The sequence below is a fragment of the Streptomyces sp. JLBT605 genome, assembly GCF_058215555.1.
Window position 1 is genome coordinate 4,321,103 of sequence record NZ_CM177087.1, and the last position, 16,982, is coordinate 4,338,084.

Genomic DNA, 16,982 nt, shown 5'->3' on the forward strand with positions numbered 1-16,982 from the left:
ATCGGCTTCGATCTCACGCCTCATTGGCAAGAAGAACACGGGAGTACAACATGAACCGCAGTGAGTTGGTGGCCGCGCTGGCCGACCGCGCCGAGGTGACCCGCAAGGACGCCGACGCCGTGCTGGCCGCCCTCGCCGAGACCGTCGGTGAGGTCGTCGCCAAGGGCGACGAGAAGGTCACCATCCCTGGCTTCCTCACCTTCGAGCGCACCCACCGTGCCGCTCGCACCGCGCGCAACCCGCAGACCGGTGAGCCGATCGAGATCCCGGCCGGCTTCAGCGTGAAGGTTTCGGCGGGCTCCAAGCTCAAGGAAGCCGCCAAGGGCAAGTAAGCCCCGAGGCGCGAAGGGCGGCCACCCACGGGAGGGTGGCCGCCCTTTCGGCGTTGAAGACGTTCTTCCGGCGGCGCCCTCCGCCACGGACGCAAGCGAACGGGGCCCGGGACATGTCCCGGGCCCCGTTCGGCGCTCAGAGGGCCCTACGGCCGTTCACCCGGCCGCGCGGGCTCTTAGGAGCCGCTGGGCAGCTCGACCTTCGCCCCCAGCGTGGCCAGCTTCTCCATGAAGTTCTCGTAGCCGCGGTTGATCAGGTCGATGCCGTGCACCCGCGAGGTGCCCTGCGCGGCCAGGGCCGCGATCAGGTAGGAGAAGCCGCCGCGCAGGTCGGGGATGACCAGGTCGGCGCCCTGGAGCTTGGTCGGGCCGGAGACGACCGCCGAGTGCAGGAAGTTCCGCTGGCCGAAGCGGCAGGCGGAGCCGCCCAGGCACTCGCGGTAGAGCTGGATGTGGGCGCCCATCTGGTTCAGCGCCGAGGTGAAGCCCAGCCGCGACTCGTACACCGTCTCGTGCACGATCGACAGGCCGGACGCCTGCGTCAGGGCGACGACCAGCGGCTGCTGCCAGTCGGTCTGGAAGCCGGGGTGGACGTCGGTCTCCAGCGCGATGGCGTTGAGCGAGCCGCCCGGGTGCCAGAAGCGGATGCCCTCGTCGTCGATCTCGAAGGCGCCGCCGACCTTCCGGTAGGTGTTGAGGAAGGTCATCATCGAGCGCTGCTGGGCGCCGCGCACGTAGATGTTGCCCTCGGTGGCGAGCGCCGCGGACGCCCAGGAGGCCGCCTCCAGGCGGTCCGGGATGGCCCGGTGGTTGTAGCCGCTGAGCTTGTCGACACCCGTGATCCGGATCGTCCGGTCGGTGTCCATGGAGATGATCGCGCCCATCTTCTGCAGCACGCAGATGAGGTCCTCGATCTCCGGCTCGACGGCCGCGTTCGTCAGCTCGGTGACGCCCTCCGCGAGCACGGCGGTGAGCAGCACCTGCTCCGTCGAGCCGACCGACGGGTAGGGCAGACGGATCTTGCAGCCGCGCAGTCGCTGCGGGGCCTCCAGGTACTGGCCGTCGGCGCGCTTCTCGATCGTCGCGCCGAACTGCCGCAGCACCTCGAAGTGGAAGTCGATCGGCCGGCCGCCGATGTCGCAACCGCCCAGGCCCGGGATGAACGCGTGGCCCAGCCGGTGCAGCAGCGGGCCGCAGAAGAGGATCGGGATGCGGGAGGAGCCGGCGTGCGCGTCGATGTCGGCGACGTTCGCGCTCTCCACGCGCGTCGGGTCGAGCACCAGCTCACCGGGCTCGTCACCGGGTCGTACCGTCACGCCGTGCAGCTGCAGCAGCCCCCGCACCACGCGCACGTCGCGGATGTCGGGCACATTGCGCAGCCGGCTCGGCTCACTGCCGAGCAGCGCGGCGACCATGGCCTTCGGCACGAGGTTCTTCGCGCCGCGGACACGGATCTCGCCCTCGAGCGGGGTGCCGCCGTGGACGAGGAGTACATCATCGATGCCGGTCATCTGGTCTCGCGTTCCTGGGATGGGCAGGGGCAGGAGAAAAGGGTAATGGCCATGGCGCCCCCCTCCGTAAGGCTCAGGGGGCAGCTGGCGCGCCGAATCGCGCCACGGCGGACGCTCCGCTTCCGGTCGTGCGCGGAGGGTGAGCCCCAGGGTGCGTGCGCCGCCGCTGCTGTCGTACGCCCCGCCCTGCTCTCGCCCCAAATCTCTCCTCCACTCCCCCTCGGGGCGGGATATGGGGGATCATGTGGCCATGACCGAGGTGTCCTCCCTCACAGGGCGGCTGCTCGTCGCCACTCCGGCCCTCGCCGACCCGAATTTCGACCGTGCGGTCGTGCTCCTCCTCGATCACGACGAGGAGGGCTCGCTCGGCGTCGTCCTCAACCGTCCCACCCCGGTGGGTGTGGGCGACATCCTGGAGTCCTGGGCCGCGCTGGCGGGCGAGCCGGGCGTGGTCTTCCAGGGCGGCCCGGTGTCGATGGACTCGGCCCTGGGCGTGGCCGTGGTGCCCGGCGAGGCCGACCGCGCCGACCGGGCGGGCCTGGCCTCGGCGGCCGAAGGCGGGTCGTCCTCCGGCTCTCCGCCGCGCACGGGCGGCGGGGACCTCATCGGCTGGCGGCGGGTGCACGGCGCGATCGGGCTGGTCGACCTGGAGGCGCCCCCCGAGCTGCTGGCCGCCGCGCTCGGTTCGCTGCGGATCTTCGCCGGCTACGCCGGGTGGGGGCCCGGCCAGCTGGAGGAGGAGCTGGCCGACGGCGCCTGGTACGTCGTCGAGTCCGAGCCCGGCGACGTCTCGTCCCCCGCGCCGGAGCGGCTGTGGCGCTCGGTGCTGCGCAGGCAGCGCAGCGAGCTGGCCATGGTCGCCACCTACCCGGACGACCCCTCCCTCAACTAGCGCAAGCCGGCCTCGCGGCGCCCTCCCGGCACCCTCGCGACACCTTCCCGACACCCTCGCGGCGCTCTCCGGGCCCCCTCCCCGGGCCGCCCGATGGCCCACCCGGGTGGCTCACACGTGTGGCCCATCCGTGCACCAGGCAGCCGGGGCGTGCGCTCCCCGCACTTGCCCGGCGTGAGTACCCTTGGGCCGTATGAGCACTCTTGAGCCCGAGCGCGGGGCAGGTACGGGGACCCTCGTTGAGCCGACACCCCAGGTGTCGCACGGTGACGGCGACCACGAGCGCTTCGCCCACTACGTTCAGAAGGACAAGATCATGGAGAGCGCGCTCTCCGGATCCCCCGTGGTCGCCCTCTGCGGCAAGGTCTGGGTCCCCGGCCGGGACCCGAAGAAGTACCCGGTGTGCCCGATGTGCAAGGAGATCTTCGACGGCATGGGCGCCGGCGGAGACGACAAGGACGGCAAGGGCGGCGGCAAGAAGTAGCCGCTCCGCACCACACCCCCGCCTCAGGCCCGCGCCCCCGGTGACCCCGGGGGCGTCCGGCGACCCCGGAAGGCCCGCATGCATGCCTGGCCCCCGTCCGCACCTCACCACGGCGGGGGCCTCGCCATGCCCGGCCGCCCCGCCGCCCTCCGCCCTACGACCCGCAAGAGCAGTAGGCCGCACCCCGCACAGCACGCACTGTCCCGCGTGCTGTGCGGGGTGCGGGGCGGCAGTAGGGTCGGCGCATGAGCGGGGACGCCGTCAAGCGGGTTTCGTATCTGGTCTTCGGGGCGCGGGAGGTCGACGAGTCCGACGACCGGGTCATGGCGTACTGCCAGTTCGAGAAGGACTGGGACGCGCAGCTCGAGCGCTGCGCCCGGCTGGCGAAGGAGCGCGGATACCAGCCGGTGGGCAGCAGCGTCTTCTCGGTGACGCAGCCCACCCTCGCCCGGGTGCTGGAGTGGGCGGACGATCCCGCCTGCGAGGTGGTGCTCGCGGCGAGCGACCGCATCCTGGGGCGGTTCCGGGAGGGTTGGCCGGACTGGCAGCTGGTCGAGGACCGGCTGCGCGCGGCCGGCGCGGTCCTGGACTCCGTTCCGTATCCCGAACCGGCCTACCCGGGTGAGGAGTTCTGCCGGCGAAGCTAGCGGCGGCCTGCTGTGAGAGCGGCTTCCATGCCCGGTCATGTCGATGTCCGATCGCCGCCAGCGCGGTCTGCCGCAGCTGATCACACTTGCGGCATGACCACTGCACCCACCACCGACTCGATGACCGTCCTGACCGGCATGTACGCGGCGGAGGCGGAATACCTGGCGTCCGGAGGCCCGGGGGAGGCCCCGTTCGAACCCCTCGCCCCCTTCTTCGCGCCCGATGTCGTACTGCACCAGGCCGACGCCCTGCCCTACGGCGGAACGTGGCGCGGGCACGAGGGCATCGAGCGCTTCTTCCTGGCGATGAGCCAGGTGTGGGAGTCCTTCGAGATGGCGGAGCAGGAGTTCCTGGCCACGGGCGAGACCGCGGTGGTTCTCACCCGCGTCCGTGCCCGCGCTCGTGCGACCGGCCGGGAGCTCACCTTCCCGATCCTGCAGACCATCACGATCAAGGGCGCCCGGATCACCGAGGTCCGTCCCTTCTACTGGGACACCGCGGCGATCGCCGACGCCTGCGCGGGACCGTCACCGGCCGCCGCCGCGGACTGACCGCCCGCCCGCGTGGTGGCCTGCACCCGGATGGCGGCCTTCCCGCGCTCGCGCGGCGGGAAAACCTGGGGAGGTTCCCGAGGAGAGGAAGCGACCCCCATGGCGAAGAACGCCCATGTGCGCCAGGCCGGTGACGGACCCGCATTCTGGATGCTGAACGGCCTCTACGAGGTCAAGGCGTCCAGCGAGGAGACCGGCGGCGCGATGACCGTCATGGAGATGACCATTCCGGAGGGGATGGGCCCGCCGCCGCACACCCACCCCGGCACGGAGAGCGTCTACGTCGTCGAGGGCACCGTGCGCTATCACATCGCCGGCGAGACGTACGAAGGCGGACCGGGCTCCTTCTTCCACATCCCCGAGGGCACCCTGGAGAACTTCGAGCCCACCAGCACGGTGCGGCTGGTCATCACCTACACGCCCGGCGGCATCGACAAGTTCTTCGCCGAGGCGGGCGAACCGGCGCAGCGGCGCGAGCTGCCGCCCCAGTCCGACACCCCGCCCGACATCGACCGCATGATCGAGGTCGGCAAGCGGTACGGCGTCGAGATGCAGCGGCCGTAGGCGGACCGGCCCCTAGGGGGTGTCCGGTGGGTCGGCGTGGGAGAAGGAGCGGCGTCTGGTGCCTGTGATCGCAAGGCGGAGGAGGGAGTCCACGCGGAGCGGTGGGGGCACCTCCCTGCTCGAGCGAAGCCGAGAGCTTGGGGGAGACTGACGACAACGCCGCGAGCGCTGGTGCCAGGCGTCGCGACGCCGCGCAGACCCATCGGACACCCCCTAAGACGCTTCAGCGCGCGAGGGCGCGTAGCAGCCGTATGTGCAGGCTCCAGCGGGCCGGGCGGGCTATCGCGCCGGTGCAGGCCAGTTCGGCGCGGTCCATGCTGTCCTCCAGGCACGCGTCGTGAAGCGGGCGCCAGGCGAGCGGCCAGGTGATGCGGGCGAGACCGTGGGTTCGCATGGCGAGGGTGTGCCGGAGCAGCGTGTGGTCGTCGTCGACGGGCAGGACGGCGTACTCGTGGAATCCGTGGAAACCGTGCGGCTCGGTGAAGGTGAAGCGCACCCAGGTGGCGGGGACGTACGCGGCGACGGTGTACCGGACCGGGCCATGCCCGCCGACCGCCCCCGAGGCCAACGGCCGGTCGAACTCCATCGGCGGCCAGCTCGCGTGCGGCCAGAGCTTGTCGTGGTCGGTCGCCAGGGTGTCGATGAGCGCTCCCACCTCGCTCGGCTTCGCGGCCAGCAGCCGCTCGTGCACGTTGTAGACGCCGCCCATGTGTCCTCCCGGAGGGATTATTAGAGAGCTATCTCTAATATAGGCGGCTGATGATGCCGCGTCGCCATCGGCCCCCGGGTGGACGCCGTCGCGACCCTATGGCGCTCACTGTAGTGTCGCTATAGTGAGGCTATGGCGACGACGACGATTCAGGTTCCCCGGGAAACGCGTGATCATCTCGCCGAGCTCGCGAAGGAGCGCGGCCTGAGCATCGGCCAACTGGTCGAGGCCCTTGCCGCCGAGCAGCCGACCGCAGCGCAGCGAGCCGAGCGGCTCGCCGCTGACCGGGAGGTCGTGCGCCGTCTGGTCGGCGTCGAGATCAGTGACGAGGAGTTCGACCAGGCGCCCGACGTGCTCGGCAACATCTACAAGATCGCCGCCGAGAAGGCCCGGGCCGCCCGGGGCGACGCCGCGTGATCATCCTCGACACCAGCGCCATCCGGGCGCTCGCCGGTGGGCACAAGGCCCTGAATCTGCTCGCCGGCAACATGGCCCACACGCCCGGCGACAGGCTCAGCGTCCCCGCCCTGTGTCTGACGCAGGCGCAATCGGAGGACGGGGGCGTCTCCCAGCGGCTGCTCGCCTTCTCGTCCGTCACCGTCGACAGTCTCGATGCGATCGCCGCCGTCAGCGTCGGCACGATGATCCGCGACGGCTACGGCAGCCCCGACATCTGCCATGCCCTGTACTGCGCGCTGCCACGCCCGGAGTTCACCGGCATGTCGATCCTGCTGACCGGCCACGAGGGCGCCTACCCGCCGGGTGTGGTCACCGTCGACATCGATTCGGCCGACATGCTCGGCTTCCACTGAGGCAACGGGCTCAAAAACCCCACTGGGCCCGCTGTCGGGCACGCTCGCGCTCGTCCATGCCGGGGAAGGCGCGCTCGTTGAGGAGCCGGGTGAGCTGGGCGTTCACGACCGAGGCGTCATCGATGGAGAGCTGGACGTCCTCGGTGGCGATCTGCACCGCGCCTCGGAAGACGTGGGCCCGGATGCTGAACCGGTCGCCATCGAGGCGTACGCCGTCGGTCAGTTTCAGCGTTCGGGGGAGCCGTTCCAGGCGGTGGTCGCTAGGTTGGGTCATGTCGACCTGTCCTCTCTGCTTTCAGGTTGGCCATGCCCCCGGGCCGGTTGCGTCGGTCGCGGGGGTCTGACGTGTGGGCGCACGGTGGGCAGGCCGGGGTGAAATCCCACCGTGCGTGCCTCCATGGTCACGGAGCGCCGGTAGCCTGGGAAGCGCTGCGGTTTACAGCCCGCGAGAGGCAAACGGGAGGCAACGATGCCTGCGCCCAAGGAACTTGACCCGTCGACTTCGCTCGAAGCGCTGTTCGGGAAGAAGCTCCGCAAGCTGCGGATGAGTAAGGGCTGGACGCAGAAGCAGTTGGGCGACAAGATCCCGATCGCCCACAGTCGCATCGCCCAGTTCGAGTTGGGCAAGGAGACGCCCACCGAGGATGTCTGCGAGGCGTTGGACGCGCTGCTCGGAGCCGACGGCGACCTCCGAGATCTGTGGGGGCACATGAGGCGGACGCCGTTCCCGAACTGGGCGCGGAAGTACATGCACTACGAGGCCAGGGCCGTTGCGATGCACAAGTACATGGCGCACACCGTGCCAGGCTTGCTGCAGACCGAGGCGTACGCCCGGGAACTGCTACGGCTCGGCTTGCCTTGGTGCAGCGAGTCCGAGATCGAAGAGAAGGTGCAGGCTCGACTCGATCGGCAGAAACTCCTCTGGGGGCCAACGCGCCCACTGCTGTGGGTTGTATTGGACGAGGCGGCGCTAAGGCGGCACGTCGGCGGAGCTGCGGTTATGTGTGAGCAGTTGGCGCGCGTAATCGAATGTTCCGAGGCGCCGAACCTCGCGGTGCAGGTTCTTCCGTTCTCCACCGGCGCACATTCAGCTCTGGGCGGCTCATTGACGTTGCTGTCCTTCGAAAACGGTCCAGACAGGGCCTACTTGGAGACGAGCCACAACGGCGAGTGGGTGGAAGACCGAGCCGCCGTCAGGAGACACGCCCATCGGTACGATCTCGTGCATGCCTTGGCGCTTCCCCCAGCCGAGTCAAATGCCATGATCCGTCGGGCGATGGAGGACTTCAGCAGATGTGCACCACCGCGCGCACGGGCATAGCGGCTGTCAGGTGGCGCAAGAGCACCTACAGCAACGAGGGCGGCGGCGACTGCATCGAGGTGGCCGACGGCCTCGTCGGCGTCGTCCCGGTCCGCGACAGCAAAAGCCCTGACGGCCCCGCCCTCGTCTTCGACGCCTCCGAGTGGGCCGCGTTCGTCAACGCCGTGAAGGCGGGGGAGTTTCCGAACGCCTGACGCGCGGCAGGCATGGGTGCATGACCGACACGGATCTCATTCCGGCACCGCTGAGCGTCTCCGCGTCCACCGGCGGCGGGTTCGCTCTTGACGAGCACACCACGCTGACGGCGGGGCCCGGCACGGGCAGCACCGAGCGGTGGTTGCGGTCCGTGGTGGGAGCGGCGACCGGGTTGCCGTTCCCATCGGGGGAGCCCGGCTCGCGGGCGAACACCGCCGAGAGGGCGATCGAGCTGCGGATCGACGGCGCGCTTCCGGTGGAGGGTTACCGGATCAACGTCCGCGACGGGCGGGCCCTGGTGAGCGGCGGGGACCCGGCGGGGGTTTTCTGGGGTGCCCAGACGCTGCGGCAGCTGCTCGGGCCGGACGCGTACCGGCGTGCGCCGGTGCGCGCGGAGCGGCGATGGGAGCTGCCCGCCGTGGAGATCGAGGACGCCCCGCGCTTCGGGTGGCGCGGCATGCTGCTGGACGTCGCGCGGCACTTCATGCCCAAGGACGGCGTGCTGCGCTACCTCGACCTGCTCGCCGCCCACAAGCTCAACGTGCTCCATCTGCACCTCACCGACGACCAGGGCTGGCGGATCGAGATCGAGCGGTACCCGCGGCTGACGGAGGTCGGCGCGTGGCGGGAGCGGAGCCGGTACGGGCACCGGGCCTCGCCGCTGTGGGACCCGCGGCCGCACGGCGGGTTCTACCGCCAGGACGACATCCGGGAGATCGTCGCGTACGCCGCCGAGCGGCACATCACCGTCGTGCCGGAGATCGACGTCCCCGGCCATTCGCAGGCCGCCATCGCCGCGTATCCGGAGCTGGGGAACACCGACGTCACCGACACCGCCGGGCTCGGGGTCTGGGACGACTGGGGGATCAGCCCGCATGTGCTGGCGCCGGCGGACCACACCCTGCGCTTCTACGAGGGCGTGCTGGAGGAGGTGCTGGCGCTCTTCCCGTCGACCTTCATCCATATCGGTGGGGACGAGTGCCCCAAGGGGGAGTGGCGGGCCTCGGCGGCGGCGCGGGCGCGGCGGGAGGCGCTGGGGCTGGCGGACGAGGACGCGCTGCAGAGCTGGTTCATCCGGCACTTCGACCGCTGGCTCGCGGAGCGGGGGCGGCGGCTGATCGGCTGGGACGAGATCCTTGAAGGCGGCTTGGCGGAGGGGGCGGCGGTGTCGTCGTGGCGGGGGTACGCGGGCGGGGTCGCGGCGGCGCGATCCGGCCATGACGTGGTCATGTGCCCTCAGCAACAGGTCTACCTCGACCACCGGCAGGCGCCGGGCCCCGACGAGCCGATGCCGATCGGCTACGTCCGCACCCTGGAGGACGTCTACCGCTTCGAGCCGGTGCCGCCGGAGTTGACCGGGGCGGAGGCCGCCCGGGTGCTCGGAGCGCAGGCCAATGTGTGGACCGAGGTGCTGGAGACGCAGGCGCGTGTCGACTACCAGACCTTTCCACGGCTGGCGGCCTTCGCCGAGGTCGTCTGGTCCCGGCTGCCGTCCCCGGCCGCGCGCGATGTCGCCGGATTCCAGCGGCGCATGGCGGCGCACTACGCCCGGCTGGACGCCCTCGGCGTCGATTACCGGCCGCCCGGCGGGCCTCGCCCCTGGCAGCGGCGTCCGGTCCCGCCGGGGATGCGGGGCACCCTCGGACGTCCGATCGAGGGGGCGCCCCCGATCGTGTGAGCCCGGCCGGAAGGGGCGCGCGGGGTCGCGCACGGTGCCGCCGGTGGAGCCCCCATCAGCGCCCTGCCCGGCGAGCCGTCCAGCGCCCTGCCCAGAGCCCCGTCCAGCGCGCCGCACAGCGCCGACCCGGCTCCCCGGACGCGCCCGGGAAGCGCCGCGGAAACCTGGGAGGGCCGTGAGGGTCCTCGGGGGCTCCGGGAGACCCCAGCAGCCGCCGCTGGAGGGGGCGGTGGGGCCCGCCGGGGCCCGAACCGGAGCACGAACCGGGGCGGAAAGTGCGCACGACAAGCCGTACAAGGATCCCTGAAACGTGCCAATCGGACTCCGTGCCGACGTCTCCGGCAAACCGGACCATTACCCAGGTCAACGGCAGACCGCCGCTTCACGGACCCTCGCGACGACGGACTCCGAAGATGTGCCAGAGTTGCCACGTCCGGGCCGTCAGCACGTACCGTACGGCGAACAGCCGGGACACCGGGGAAGGGGCAGCGGTTGACCACGCACGCACCGCAGGCGGCGCACACGGTGAACACGGTGACGTTGCCGGGCTCGCTCGACGAGGCCGTGGCGGCGCTCACGGCCATGCCCGCCGCCGTGCCGGTGGCGGGCGGCACCGATCTGATGGCCGCGGTCAACGCCGGGCTGCTGCGGCCCGCGGGACTGGTCGGCCTCGGCCGGATCAGCGAGATCCGCGGCTGGCAGTACCAGGACGGACACGCGCTGCTCGGCGCCGGTCTCACCCACGCGCGCATGGGGCGCCCGGACTTCGCCGCGCTGATCCCCGCGCTGGCCGCCGCCGCGCGCGCCGCCGGACCGCCGCAGATCCGCAACGCGGGCACCCTCGGCGGCAACATCGTCAGCGCCGCGCCCACCAACGACGCGCTGCCGGTGCTGGCCGCCCTGGAGGCCATGCTGGTGGTCGTCGGCCCGGGTGACGGCGGGGGCACCGCCGGCCGGGAGATCCCGGTCGGCCATCTGCTGGCCGGAGTCGAGATGCTGCGCCCCGGCGAGCTCGTCGGATTCGTCCGGGTTCCGCTGCTGCACGCCCCGCAGGCCTTCCTGAAGGCCACCGGCCGCACCGGCCCCGGCCGGGCCACCGCGTCCGTCGCCGTCGTGCTCGACCCGGCCCGGCGCCATGTGCGGTGCGCGGTCGGCGCGGTGGCGCCGATGCCGCTGCGCCCGCTGGACGCCGAGGCGTGGGTCGCCTCGCTGATCGACTGGGACGGCGACCGCGGCCTGGACCCGGAGGTGTGCAAGGCGTTCGGCGAGTACGTCGCCGTGGCCTGCATCCCCGATCTTCCGCAGGAGGAGGGCGCGGAGCCGGTCACCCTGCCGCCCGCCGCGCTGCACCTGAGGCGTACCGTGGCAGCTCTGGCCCGCCGAGCACTGGGGAGGGCACTCGCGTGAGTGACGAACAGCAGCCAGTTCAGCCCGAGGCCGGGGCCGGCTGGCAGCCGATGCCGCGCGGCCCGGAGTACGACGCCGAGGGCACCGCCTTCGTGCAGCTGCCCCCCGACCTGGCCGACCCGGCCGCGATGCCGGTGGGTTGGGACCCGCTGGCCGCGCCCGGCACCGGCTACACCCCGCCCGACTTCACCCAGGGCGGCCCCCAGACGGCCTCGCCGATGACCGCGGACCCCTCCCAGGGCGGCCAGTGGCAGGCGCACGCCCAGGGCCTGGCGGCCGGCTACGCACAGCGGCACGCCGAGCAGCAGCCGCAGCACGGCGGCGCCCAGCCGTACGCGGCGTCGGACGCGCAGCCGTACGGGCAGCCGGGGCAGGTCCACGGCGAGGCGCCGGTCGGCTCCGGACCGGGCGACAGCGGGCAGTGGGCCGTGCCCGGCGGCTGGCCGGCCCCCGGCACCCCGACGGACACACCCGCCTGGGGCACGCCCGGCATCGCCGACGGCGGCACCGGGGAGTACCCGGCGGCCGGGGCGACCGACCCGCACCCGAACGATCCCCACACGGCCGATCCGCACGCGGTCGGCCCCCACGCACACGACCCCCACGGGACCGATCCGCACGCGACCGTGCACTGGCCGATGCCGGCCGGTGGCGCCGACGTCCGGACAGGCCAGTGGTCCATCCCGGTGGCCGACGAAGGCGCGGACGAGACCGGGGAATTCACGGTCGGCCATGCCTCACCGGCCATGCAGTGGCCGATGTCCGCGGTGAGCGGCGACACCGGTCAGTGGGCCTCCCCGGATGGACAGGGCACCGTCGGCGGCCCGGTCGACGGGACGGGAGAGGTGGCGCTCGGCGACCGGCTCACCGCACGCGGACGCCCCGCCGCACAGCAGCCCGCCGCGGCCCCCGCCACCGACCCGCATGCCACGGTGCAGTGGACGATGCCCTTCGCGGACGAGGGCGCGGACGGCCGGGCGCCGGGCCGAGCCGGGCAGCCGGGCCGAGCCGGGCAGTCAGGCAGGAACGCGCCGGCGGGCCACTCGGACCCGGCGGTTCCCGGCGCGCCGTCGGAGCGGACCGGCCAGGTCGGCGAGAGCGGCCGACCCGGCCAGGGCGGCCAGTGGTCGGTTCCGGTTGCCGGAGACGACCCGATGGACGACTCCGGCGAGTACCCGGTCGGCGAGCCCGGCGCGGGCCACGACGGGCACGCGGCGGCCTCCGCGGCACTCGGCGCTCCGGCAGCTCCGGCCCCCGCCGCGCCTTCCCATGACTTCCGCCCCGGGCCCGCGCAGGGCGGCCAGGGCATCCAGGGCGGGTATCCGGCCGGTCCGGAGGTGCCCGGGGCGGGCCGCCCCGGTGTGCCGCACGGTGCCCCGGACGCCCCCGTCGGCCCCACCGGCGGCCCCGGCGAACCGGTCACCGCTTCCGGCGCGTTCGCCCCCGACGGCCAGGGTGCCGCGCACCCGGACGGCACCGCCGTCTCCGGCGAGGCGACCGGGGCCACGAACGACGAGTACGCCGCGCACCCGGCCGATGCCGAGTCGGTGGGCGGTGTGGTGGCCGCGGGCCGGGATCGGCGTCGGGCGCGTGCGGGCCGGGGCCCTGGCGCGGCTGCGGGCGCGGAGGCCGCCGACGAGATGCCTGGCGTTGAGCCTGCCCCGGACGTGCTCCCTGGCGATGTCCCCGTCTCCGTTCCCGGCGAGGGTGCGGACGATTGGGGCGCGGACGCCGCGGGCAGCGCGGGCGTGCCGGCTGACGGTACCGACGTGGACGGTCACCCGGCCGATGTCGAGTCGGTGGGCGGTGTGGTCGCGGCGGGCCGGGATCGGCGTCGGGCGCGTGCGGGCCGGGGTCCTGCCGTGGCTCCGGACGCGGAGGCCGCCGCCGGTGTTCCCGCCGAGGTGCCTGGCGTTGAGCCTGCCCCGGACGTGGTCCCGGGCGATGTCCCCGTCTCCGTTCCCGGCGAGGGTGTGGACGACTGGGGCGCGGACGCCGCGGGCGCCGCGGGCGTGCCGGTTGACGGCCGTGGCGTGGACGGTCACCCGGCCGATGCCGAGCCGGTCGTTGGTCCGGCCGGTGCGGGGCGCGGGCGCCGCCGGGCCCAGCCGGGCCGGGGTGCCGCCCCGGCACAGGGCATGGACGTCCCCCCGGACTTCGTCCGGGGGGACCACGGCGAGGCTTCCGGCGCTGGTGCGCCGGGCGCCGACGCCTCCCCGGAGTTCGTCCGGGAGGACCTCCCTGCGGCCGAGCCCGGTGACGTCTCGTCCGGGCACGGCGCGCGGGTCCCGAACCACGCCGTCGCCGACGGCTCCGGCGAGGAGCCCGGGGCGCGGCCCCGGCAGGCCGCGCAGCTGCCCCACGGCGAGGCCCACTGGGCGCCCCCCGGGGCGGAGCCCGGCGACGGCATGAGGGACGGCGGGGACGGACCCGCGCCCGAAACGTCAGCGGGAGCCCTCGCGGACGGCGCGGAAGCGGCCGAGGCCGGCCCGCGGGCAGTGGCCGCCGTCCCCGGCGGCGCTGCGGCCGCAGGCGTGGAGACCGCCGGGTCCGCCGCGTCCGCCGCCCCGGCCACCGGCGGCACCACATCCACCGAGGCCGGGACCGGAGCCGAAGCCCGAGCCCGGCTCGGGGCCGAGGGCGAGCCCACGACGCCGGTAACCGACGCAGAGGCCGAGGCAGGAGCCGGGGCGCCCGTGGAGCGGGCCGACGTCCCGGAGCACGCCGAGGCCGACGCCGAGGCCGGGGACGCGGTGCGGACCGCCCCCGGGGCAGGCACCGGCACCCCCGACGGCGCCCCGGCCACCCCGGACGCGACGGACGCCGCGAACACGGACGCGACGGACGACGCGGCCGCGCCGGAGCTGCCGCACAGCGAGCACCCGGCCGCCTCCTACGTCCTGCGCGTCAACGGCACCGACCGGCCGGTCACCGACGCCTGGATCGGCGAGTCCCTCCTCTACGTGCTGCGCGAACGCCTCGGCCTGGCGGGTGCCAAGGACGGCTGCTCGCAGGGCGAGTGCGGGGCCTGCTCGGTGCAGGTCGACGGGCGGCTGGTCGCCTCCTGCCTGGTGCCCGCCGCCACCGCCGCGGGCTGCGAGGTCCGGACCGTGGAGGGCCTGGCCACCGACGGGCAGCCCTCCGACGTGCAGCGCGCGCTCGCCGCGTCGGGCGCGGTGCAGTGCGGCTTCTGCGTGCCCGGCCTCGCGATGACCGTGCACGACCTGCTGGAAGGCAACCACGCCCCGACCGAGCTGGAGACCCGGCAGGCGATCTGCGGCAACCTCTGCCGCTGCTCCGGCTACCGGGGCGTGCTGGAGGCGGTCCGCGAGGTCATCTCCGAGCGGGAGGCGGCCGACGCGGATGCCGAGGCCGGGCCCGCGGCGGCGGACGCCACGCCGCCGGGCGCCGCGCCCGGGGCGGAGCCCGCGGAGCAGGTCCGTATCCCGCACCAGAGCGGCCCGCACGGCGCCGGCGGATTCGGCGGCAACGGCGGCCATCACAGTCACACCGGCGGCAACGGCACTGGAGGGGCGAGCGCATGACCGGAATCGCGGACGGTGCCGTCACCACCAACGCCGTCACCAGCCAGTCCGCCGTGCCGGCACCGCCGCCGGCACCGCAGGGTCTGGGCGTCTCCCTGCCCTCCGCCGACGCCCCCGCGAAGGCCGCCGGCACCTTCCCGTACGCGGCCGACCTGTGGGCCGAGGGGCTGCTGTGGGCCGCGGTGCTGCGCTCCCCGCACCCGCACGCCCGCATCCTGTCCATCGACACCACGCAGGCGGCCGAGATGCCGGGCGTGCGGGCCGTGGTGACGCACGCCGACGTGCCGGGCGACGCCGGGCACGGGCGCCGGGTCGCCGACCGGCCGGTCTTCGCCAAGGACCTGGTCCGGCACCACGGTGAGCCGATCGCCGCGGTCGCCGCCGACCACCCGGACACCGCCCGGCTGGCCGCCGCCGCGATCGCCGTCGAGTACGAGGTGCTGGAGCCGGTCACCGACCCGGAGCAGGCGTTCGCGGCCGAGCCGCTGCACCCGGAAGGCAATCTGATCCGGCACATCCCGCTCAGCTTCGGCGACCCGGAGGTCACCGGGGACGTCATCGTCGAGGGGCTGTACCGGATCGGCCGCCAGGATCCGGCGCCGATCGGGGCCGAGGCGGGCCTGGCGGTGCCCCGCCCGGACGGCGGGGTGGAGATCTACACCGCCTCCACCGACCCGCACGCCGACCGGGACGCGGCCGCCGCCTGCTTCGGCCTGGACCCGGACCGGGTCAAGATCGTGGTCACCGGCGTGCCCGGGGCGATGGGCGAGCGCGAGGACCCCGGCATGCAGCTGCCGCTGGGGCTGCTGGCGCTGCGCACCGGCCGTCCGGTGAAGCTCGCCGCGACCCGCGAGGAGTCCTTCCTCGGCCACCCGCACCGCCACCCCACCCTGCTCCGCTACCGCCACCACGCGGACGCCGAGGGCAAGCTGCTGAAGGTCGAGGCGCAGATCCTGCTGGACGCGGGCGCCTACGCCGACTCCTCCGGGGACGCGCTCGCCGCCGCGGTGTCCTTCGCCTGCGGCCCGTACGTCGTCCCGCACGCCTTCATCGAGGGCTGGGCGGTGCGCACCAACAACCCCCCGTCCGGCCATGTGCGGGGCGAGGGCGCGATGCAGGTGTGCGCCGCCTACGAGGGCCAGATGGACAAGCTCGCCGCCAAGCTGGGCATGGACCCGGCCGAGCTGCGGCTGCGCAACGTGATGGCCACCGGCGACCTGCTGCCCACCGGACAGACCGTCACCTGCCCGGCGCCCGTCGCCGAACTGCTGCGCGCGGTGCGCGACGAGCCGCTGCCGCCGCTGCCCGACGACGAGCCGGACACCTGGCTGCTGCCGGGCGGGCCGGAGGGCGCGGGCGATCCGGACGCGGTGCGGCGCGGGGTCGGCTACGCGCTGGGCATGGTGCACATGCTCGGCGCCGAGGGCACGGACGAGGTGTCCACCGCCACCGTCAAGGTCTCCGGCTCGGTGGCCACGGTCATCTGCGCCGCGGTGGAGACCGGCCAGGGCTTCACCACCCTGGCCCGGCAGATCGTCCAGGAGATCCTGGGCATCGAGGAGGTGCACGTCGCCTCCGTCGACACCGACCAGCCCCCGGCCGGGCCGGCCGCGCGCGGCCGGCACACCTGGGTCTCCGGCGGTGCCGTCGAGCGGGCCGCCAAGATGGTCCGTACCCAGCTGCTCCAGCCGCTGGCGCACAAGTTCGGCATGTCGACCGAGCTGCTGACCATCGCCGACGGCAAGATCACCTCGTACGACGGGGTGCTCTCCACGACCGTGCACGAGGCCCTGGAGGGCAAGGAGCTGTGGGCGACAGCGCAGTGCCGCCCGCACCCGACCGAGCCGCTGGACGAGGCCGGGCAGGGCGACGCCTTCGTCGGGCTCGCGTTCTGCGCGATGCGCGCGGTGGTCGACGTCGACATCGAGCTGGGCCTGGTCCGGGTGGTCGACATGACGGTGGCCCAGGACGTCGGCCGGGCGCTCAACCCGCGCCAGGTCGCGGCCCGGATCGAGGCGGGCGTCGCCCAGGGGATCGGCGCCGCCCTCACCGAGAACCTGCGCACCTCGCGCGGAATCATCCGGCACCCGAACCTCACCAGCTACGCCCTGCCGACCGCGGTCGACGTGCCCCCGATCCGCATCGTGAAGCTGGTCGAGGAGCGGGATGTCGTCGCGCCCTTCGGGGCGAAGGCGGTCAGCGCGGTGCCGGTGGTGACTGCCCCCTCCGCGGTCGCCGCCGCGGTGCGCGCCGCGACCGGACGGCCCGTCAACCGGCTCCCGATCCGGCCGCAGGCGGCTGTGGGCGCGGAACTCCGAGGCTGACGCCCGCGC

At 73.7% G+C, this 16,982-nt stretch carries 17 protein-coding genes; 14 read left to right on the top strand and 3 right to left on the bottom strand.

What is annotated here, in order from left to right; genetic code table 11:
- Nucleotides 1-50 precede the first annotated feature (50 nt).
- Entirely contained in the window at nucleotides 51-332 is a 282-nt protein-coding gene (locus AC4BDD_RS18660) for an HU family DNA-binding protein (protein ID WP_490686581.1), read from the top strand.
- 176 nt (nucleotides 333-508) lie between these two features.
- Here AC4BDD_RS18660 and murA read toward each other — a convergent pair whose 3' ends face one another.
- The gene (gene murA / locus AC4BDD_RS18665; protein ID WP_490686582.1) at nucleotides 509-1,843 is read right to left on the bottom strand and encodes a UDP-N-acetylglucosamine 1-carboxyvinyltransferase; all 1,335 of its coding nucleotides are present in this window, start codon (nucleotides 1,841-1,843) and stop codon (nucleotides 509-511) included.
- A gap of 250 nt (nucleotides 1,844-2,093) precedes the next feature.
- On the opposite strand from murA, the gene AC4BDD_RS18670 reads away from it, so the two are divergent.
- From AC4BDD_RS18670 to AC4BDD_RS18690, 5 genes are all read left to right on the top strand, one after another.
- Complete coding sequence (locus AC4BDD_RS18670) at nucleotides 2,094-2,735, top strand: YqgE/AlgH family protein (RefSeq protein ID WP_490686583.1); 642 nt, start codon at nucleotides 2,094-2,096, stop codon at nucleotides 2,733-2,735.
- Nucleotides 2,736-2,928: 193 nt separating this feature from the next.
- Nucleotides 2,929-3,219 (top strand): DUF3039 domain-containing protein, encoded by a 291-nt coding sequence (locus AC4BDD_RS18675; protein WP_490686584.1) that lies wholly within the window; start codon nucleotides 2,929-2,931, stop codon nucleotides 3,217-3,219.
- Nucleotides 3,220-3,464: 245 nt separating this feature from the next.
- Nucleotides 3,465-3,866, top strand: a complete 402-nt coding sequence (locus tag AC4BDD_RS18680) for a hypothetical protein (RefSeq protein ID WP_490686585.1) — start codon at nucleotides 3,465-3,467, stop codon at nucleotides 3,864-3,866.
- Between the two features lie 93 nt (nucleotides 3,867-3,959).
- Nucleotides 3,960-4,418 (top strand): nuclear transport factor 2 family protein, encoded by a 459-nt coding sequence (locus AC4BDD_RS18685; RefSeq protein WP_490686586.1) that lies wholly within the window; start codon nucleotides 3,960-3,962, stop codon nucleotides 4,416-4,418.
- A gap of 99 nt (nucleotides 4,419-4,517) precedes the next feature.
- Nucleotides 4,518-4,982 carry a cupin domain-containing protein gene (locus tag AC4BDD_RS18690; RefSeq protein ID WP_490686587.1) on the top strand — a complete coding sequence of 155 codons (465 nt, stop codon included), beginning with the start codon at nucleotides 4,518-4,520 and terminating at the stop codon, nucleotides 4,980-4,982.
- A 223-nt stretch (nucleotides 4,983-5,205) separates the two neighbouring features.
- On the opposite strand, the gene AC4BDD_RS18695 is transcribed toward AC4BDD_RS18690, so the two are convergent.
- Complete coding sequence (locus AC4BDD_RS18695; RefSeq protein WP_490686588.1) at nucleotides 5,206-5,691, bottom strand: SRPBCC family protein; 486 nt, start codon at nucleotides 5,689-5,691, stop codon at nucleotides 5,206-5,208.
- A gap of 132 nt (nucleotides 5,692-5,823) precedes the next feature.
- Here AC4BDD_RS18695 and AC4BDD_RS18700 point away from each other — a divergent pair, with 132 nt between their 5' ends.
- Both AC4BDD_RS18700 and AC4BDD_RS18705 read left to right on the top strand, forming a co-directional pair.
- Nucleotides 5,824-6,108 (top strand): hypothetical protein, encoded by a 285-nt coding sequence (locus AC4BDD_RS18700; RefSeq protein WP_490686589.1) that lies wholly within the window; start codon nucleotides 5,824-5,826, stop codon nucleotides 6,106-6,108.
- A complete protein-coding gene (locus AC4BDD_RS18705; protein ID WP_490686590.1) occupies nucleotides 6,105-6,503 on the top strand; it encodes a PIN domain-containing protein in 399 nt (132 codons plus the stop codon). The genes AC4BDD_RS18700 and AC4BDD_RS18705 overlap by 4 nt, the downstream gene beginning before the upstream one ends.
- A gap of 10 nt (nucleotides 6,504-6,513) precedes the next feature.
- Here AC4BDD_RS18705 and AC4BDD_RS18710 read toward each other — a convergent pair whose 3' ends face one another.
- Nucleotides 6,514-6,777 carry a hypothetical protein gene (locus AC4BDD_RS18710; RefSeq protein WP_490686591.1) on the bottom strand — a complete coding sequence of 88 codons (264 nt, stop codon included), beginning with the start codon at nucleotides 6,775-6,777 and terminating at the stop codon, nucleotides 6,514-6,516.
- 195 nt (nucleotides 6,778-6,972) lie between these two features.
- Here AC4BDD_RS18710 and AC4BDD_RS18715 point away from each other — a divergent pair, with 195 nt between their 5' ends.
- The 6 genes from AC4BDD_RS18715 (at nucleotide 6,973) to AC4BDD_RS18740 (ending at nucleotide 16,973) form a co-directional block, all read left to right on the top strand.
- On the top strand, nucleotides 6,973-7,824 hold the full coding sequence (locus AC4BDD_RS18715) for a helix-turn-helix domain-containing protein (protein WP_490686592.1): 852 nt from the start codon (nucleotides 6,973-6,975) through the stop codon (nucleotides 7,822-7,824).
- Entirely contained in the window at nucleotides 7,797-8,018 is a 222-nt protein-coding gene (locus AC4BDD_RS18720) for a DUF397 domain-containing protein (RefSeq protein WP_490686593.1), read from the top strand. The genes AC4BDD_RS18715 and AC4BDD_RS18720 overlap by 28 nt, the downstream gene beginning before the upstream one ends.
- Nucleotides 8,019-8,038: 20 nt before the next feature.
- Nucleotides 8,039-9,697, top strand: coding sequence for a beta-N-acetylhexosaminidase (locus tag AC4BDD_RS18725; protein WP_490686594.1), 1,659 nt, complete (start codon nucleotides 8,039-8,041; stop codon nucleotides 9,695-9,697).
- Nucleotides 9,698-10,189: 492 nt separating this feature from the next.
- On the top strand, nucleotides 10,190-11,104 hold the full coding sequence (locus AC4BDD_RS18730) for an FAD binding domain-containing protein (RefSeq protein WP_490686595.1): 915 nt from the start codon (nucleotides 10,190-10,192) through the stop codon (nucleotides 11,102-11,104).
- Nucleotides 11,101-14,649: a 2Fe-2S iron-sulfur cluster-binding protein gene (locus tag AC4BDD_RS18735; protein WP_490686596.1), complete on the top strand. Its 3,549-nt coding sequence runs from the start codon at nucleotides 11,101-11,103 to the stop codon at nucleotides 14,647-14,649. Before AC4BDD_RS18730 ends, AC4BDD_RS18735 begins: the two co-directional genes overlap by 4 nt.
- Nucleotides 14,646-16,973 (top strand): xanthine dehydrogenase family protein molybdopterin-binding subunit, encoded by a 2,328-nt coding sequence (locus AC4BDD_RS18740; RefSeq protein ID WP_490686597.1) that lies wholly within the window; start codon nucleotides 14,646-14,648, stop codon nucleotides 16,971-16,973. The genes AC4BDD_RS18735 and AC4BDD_RS18740 overlap by 4 nt, the downstream gene beginning before the upstream one ends.
- Nucleotides 16,974-16,982: the final 9 nt, after the last annotated feature.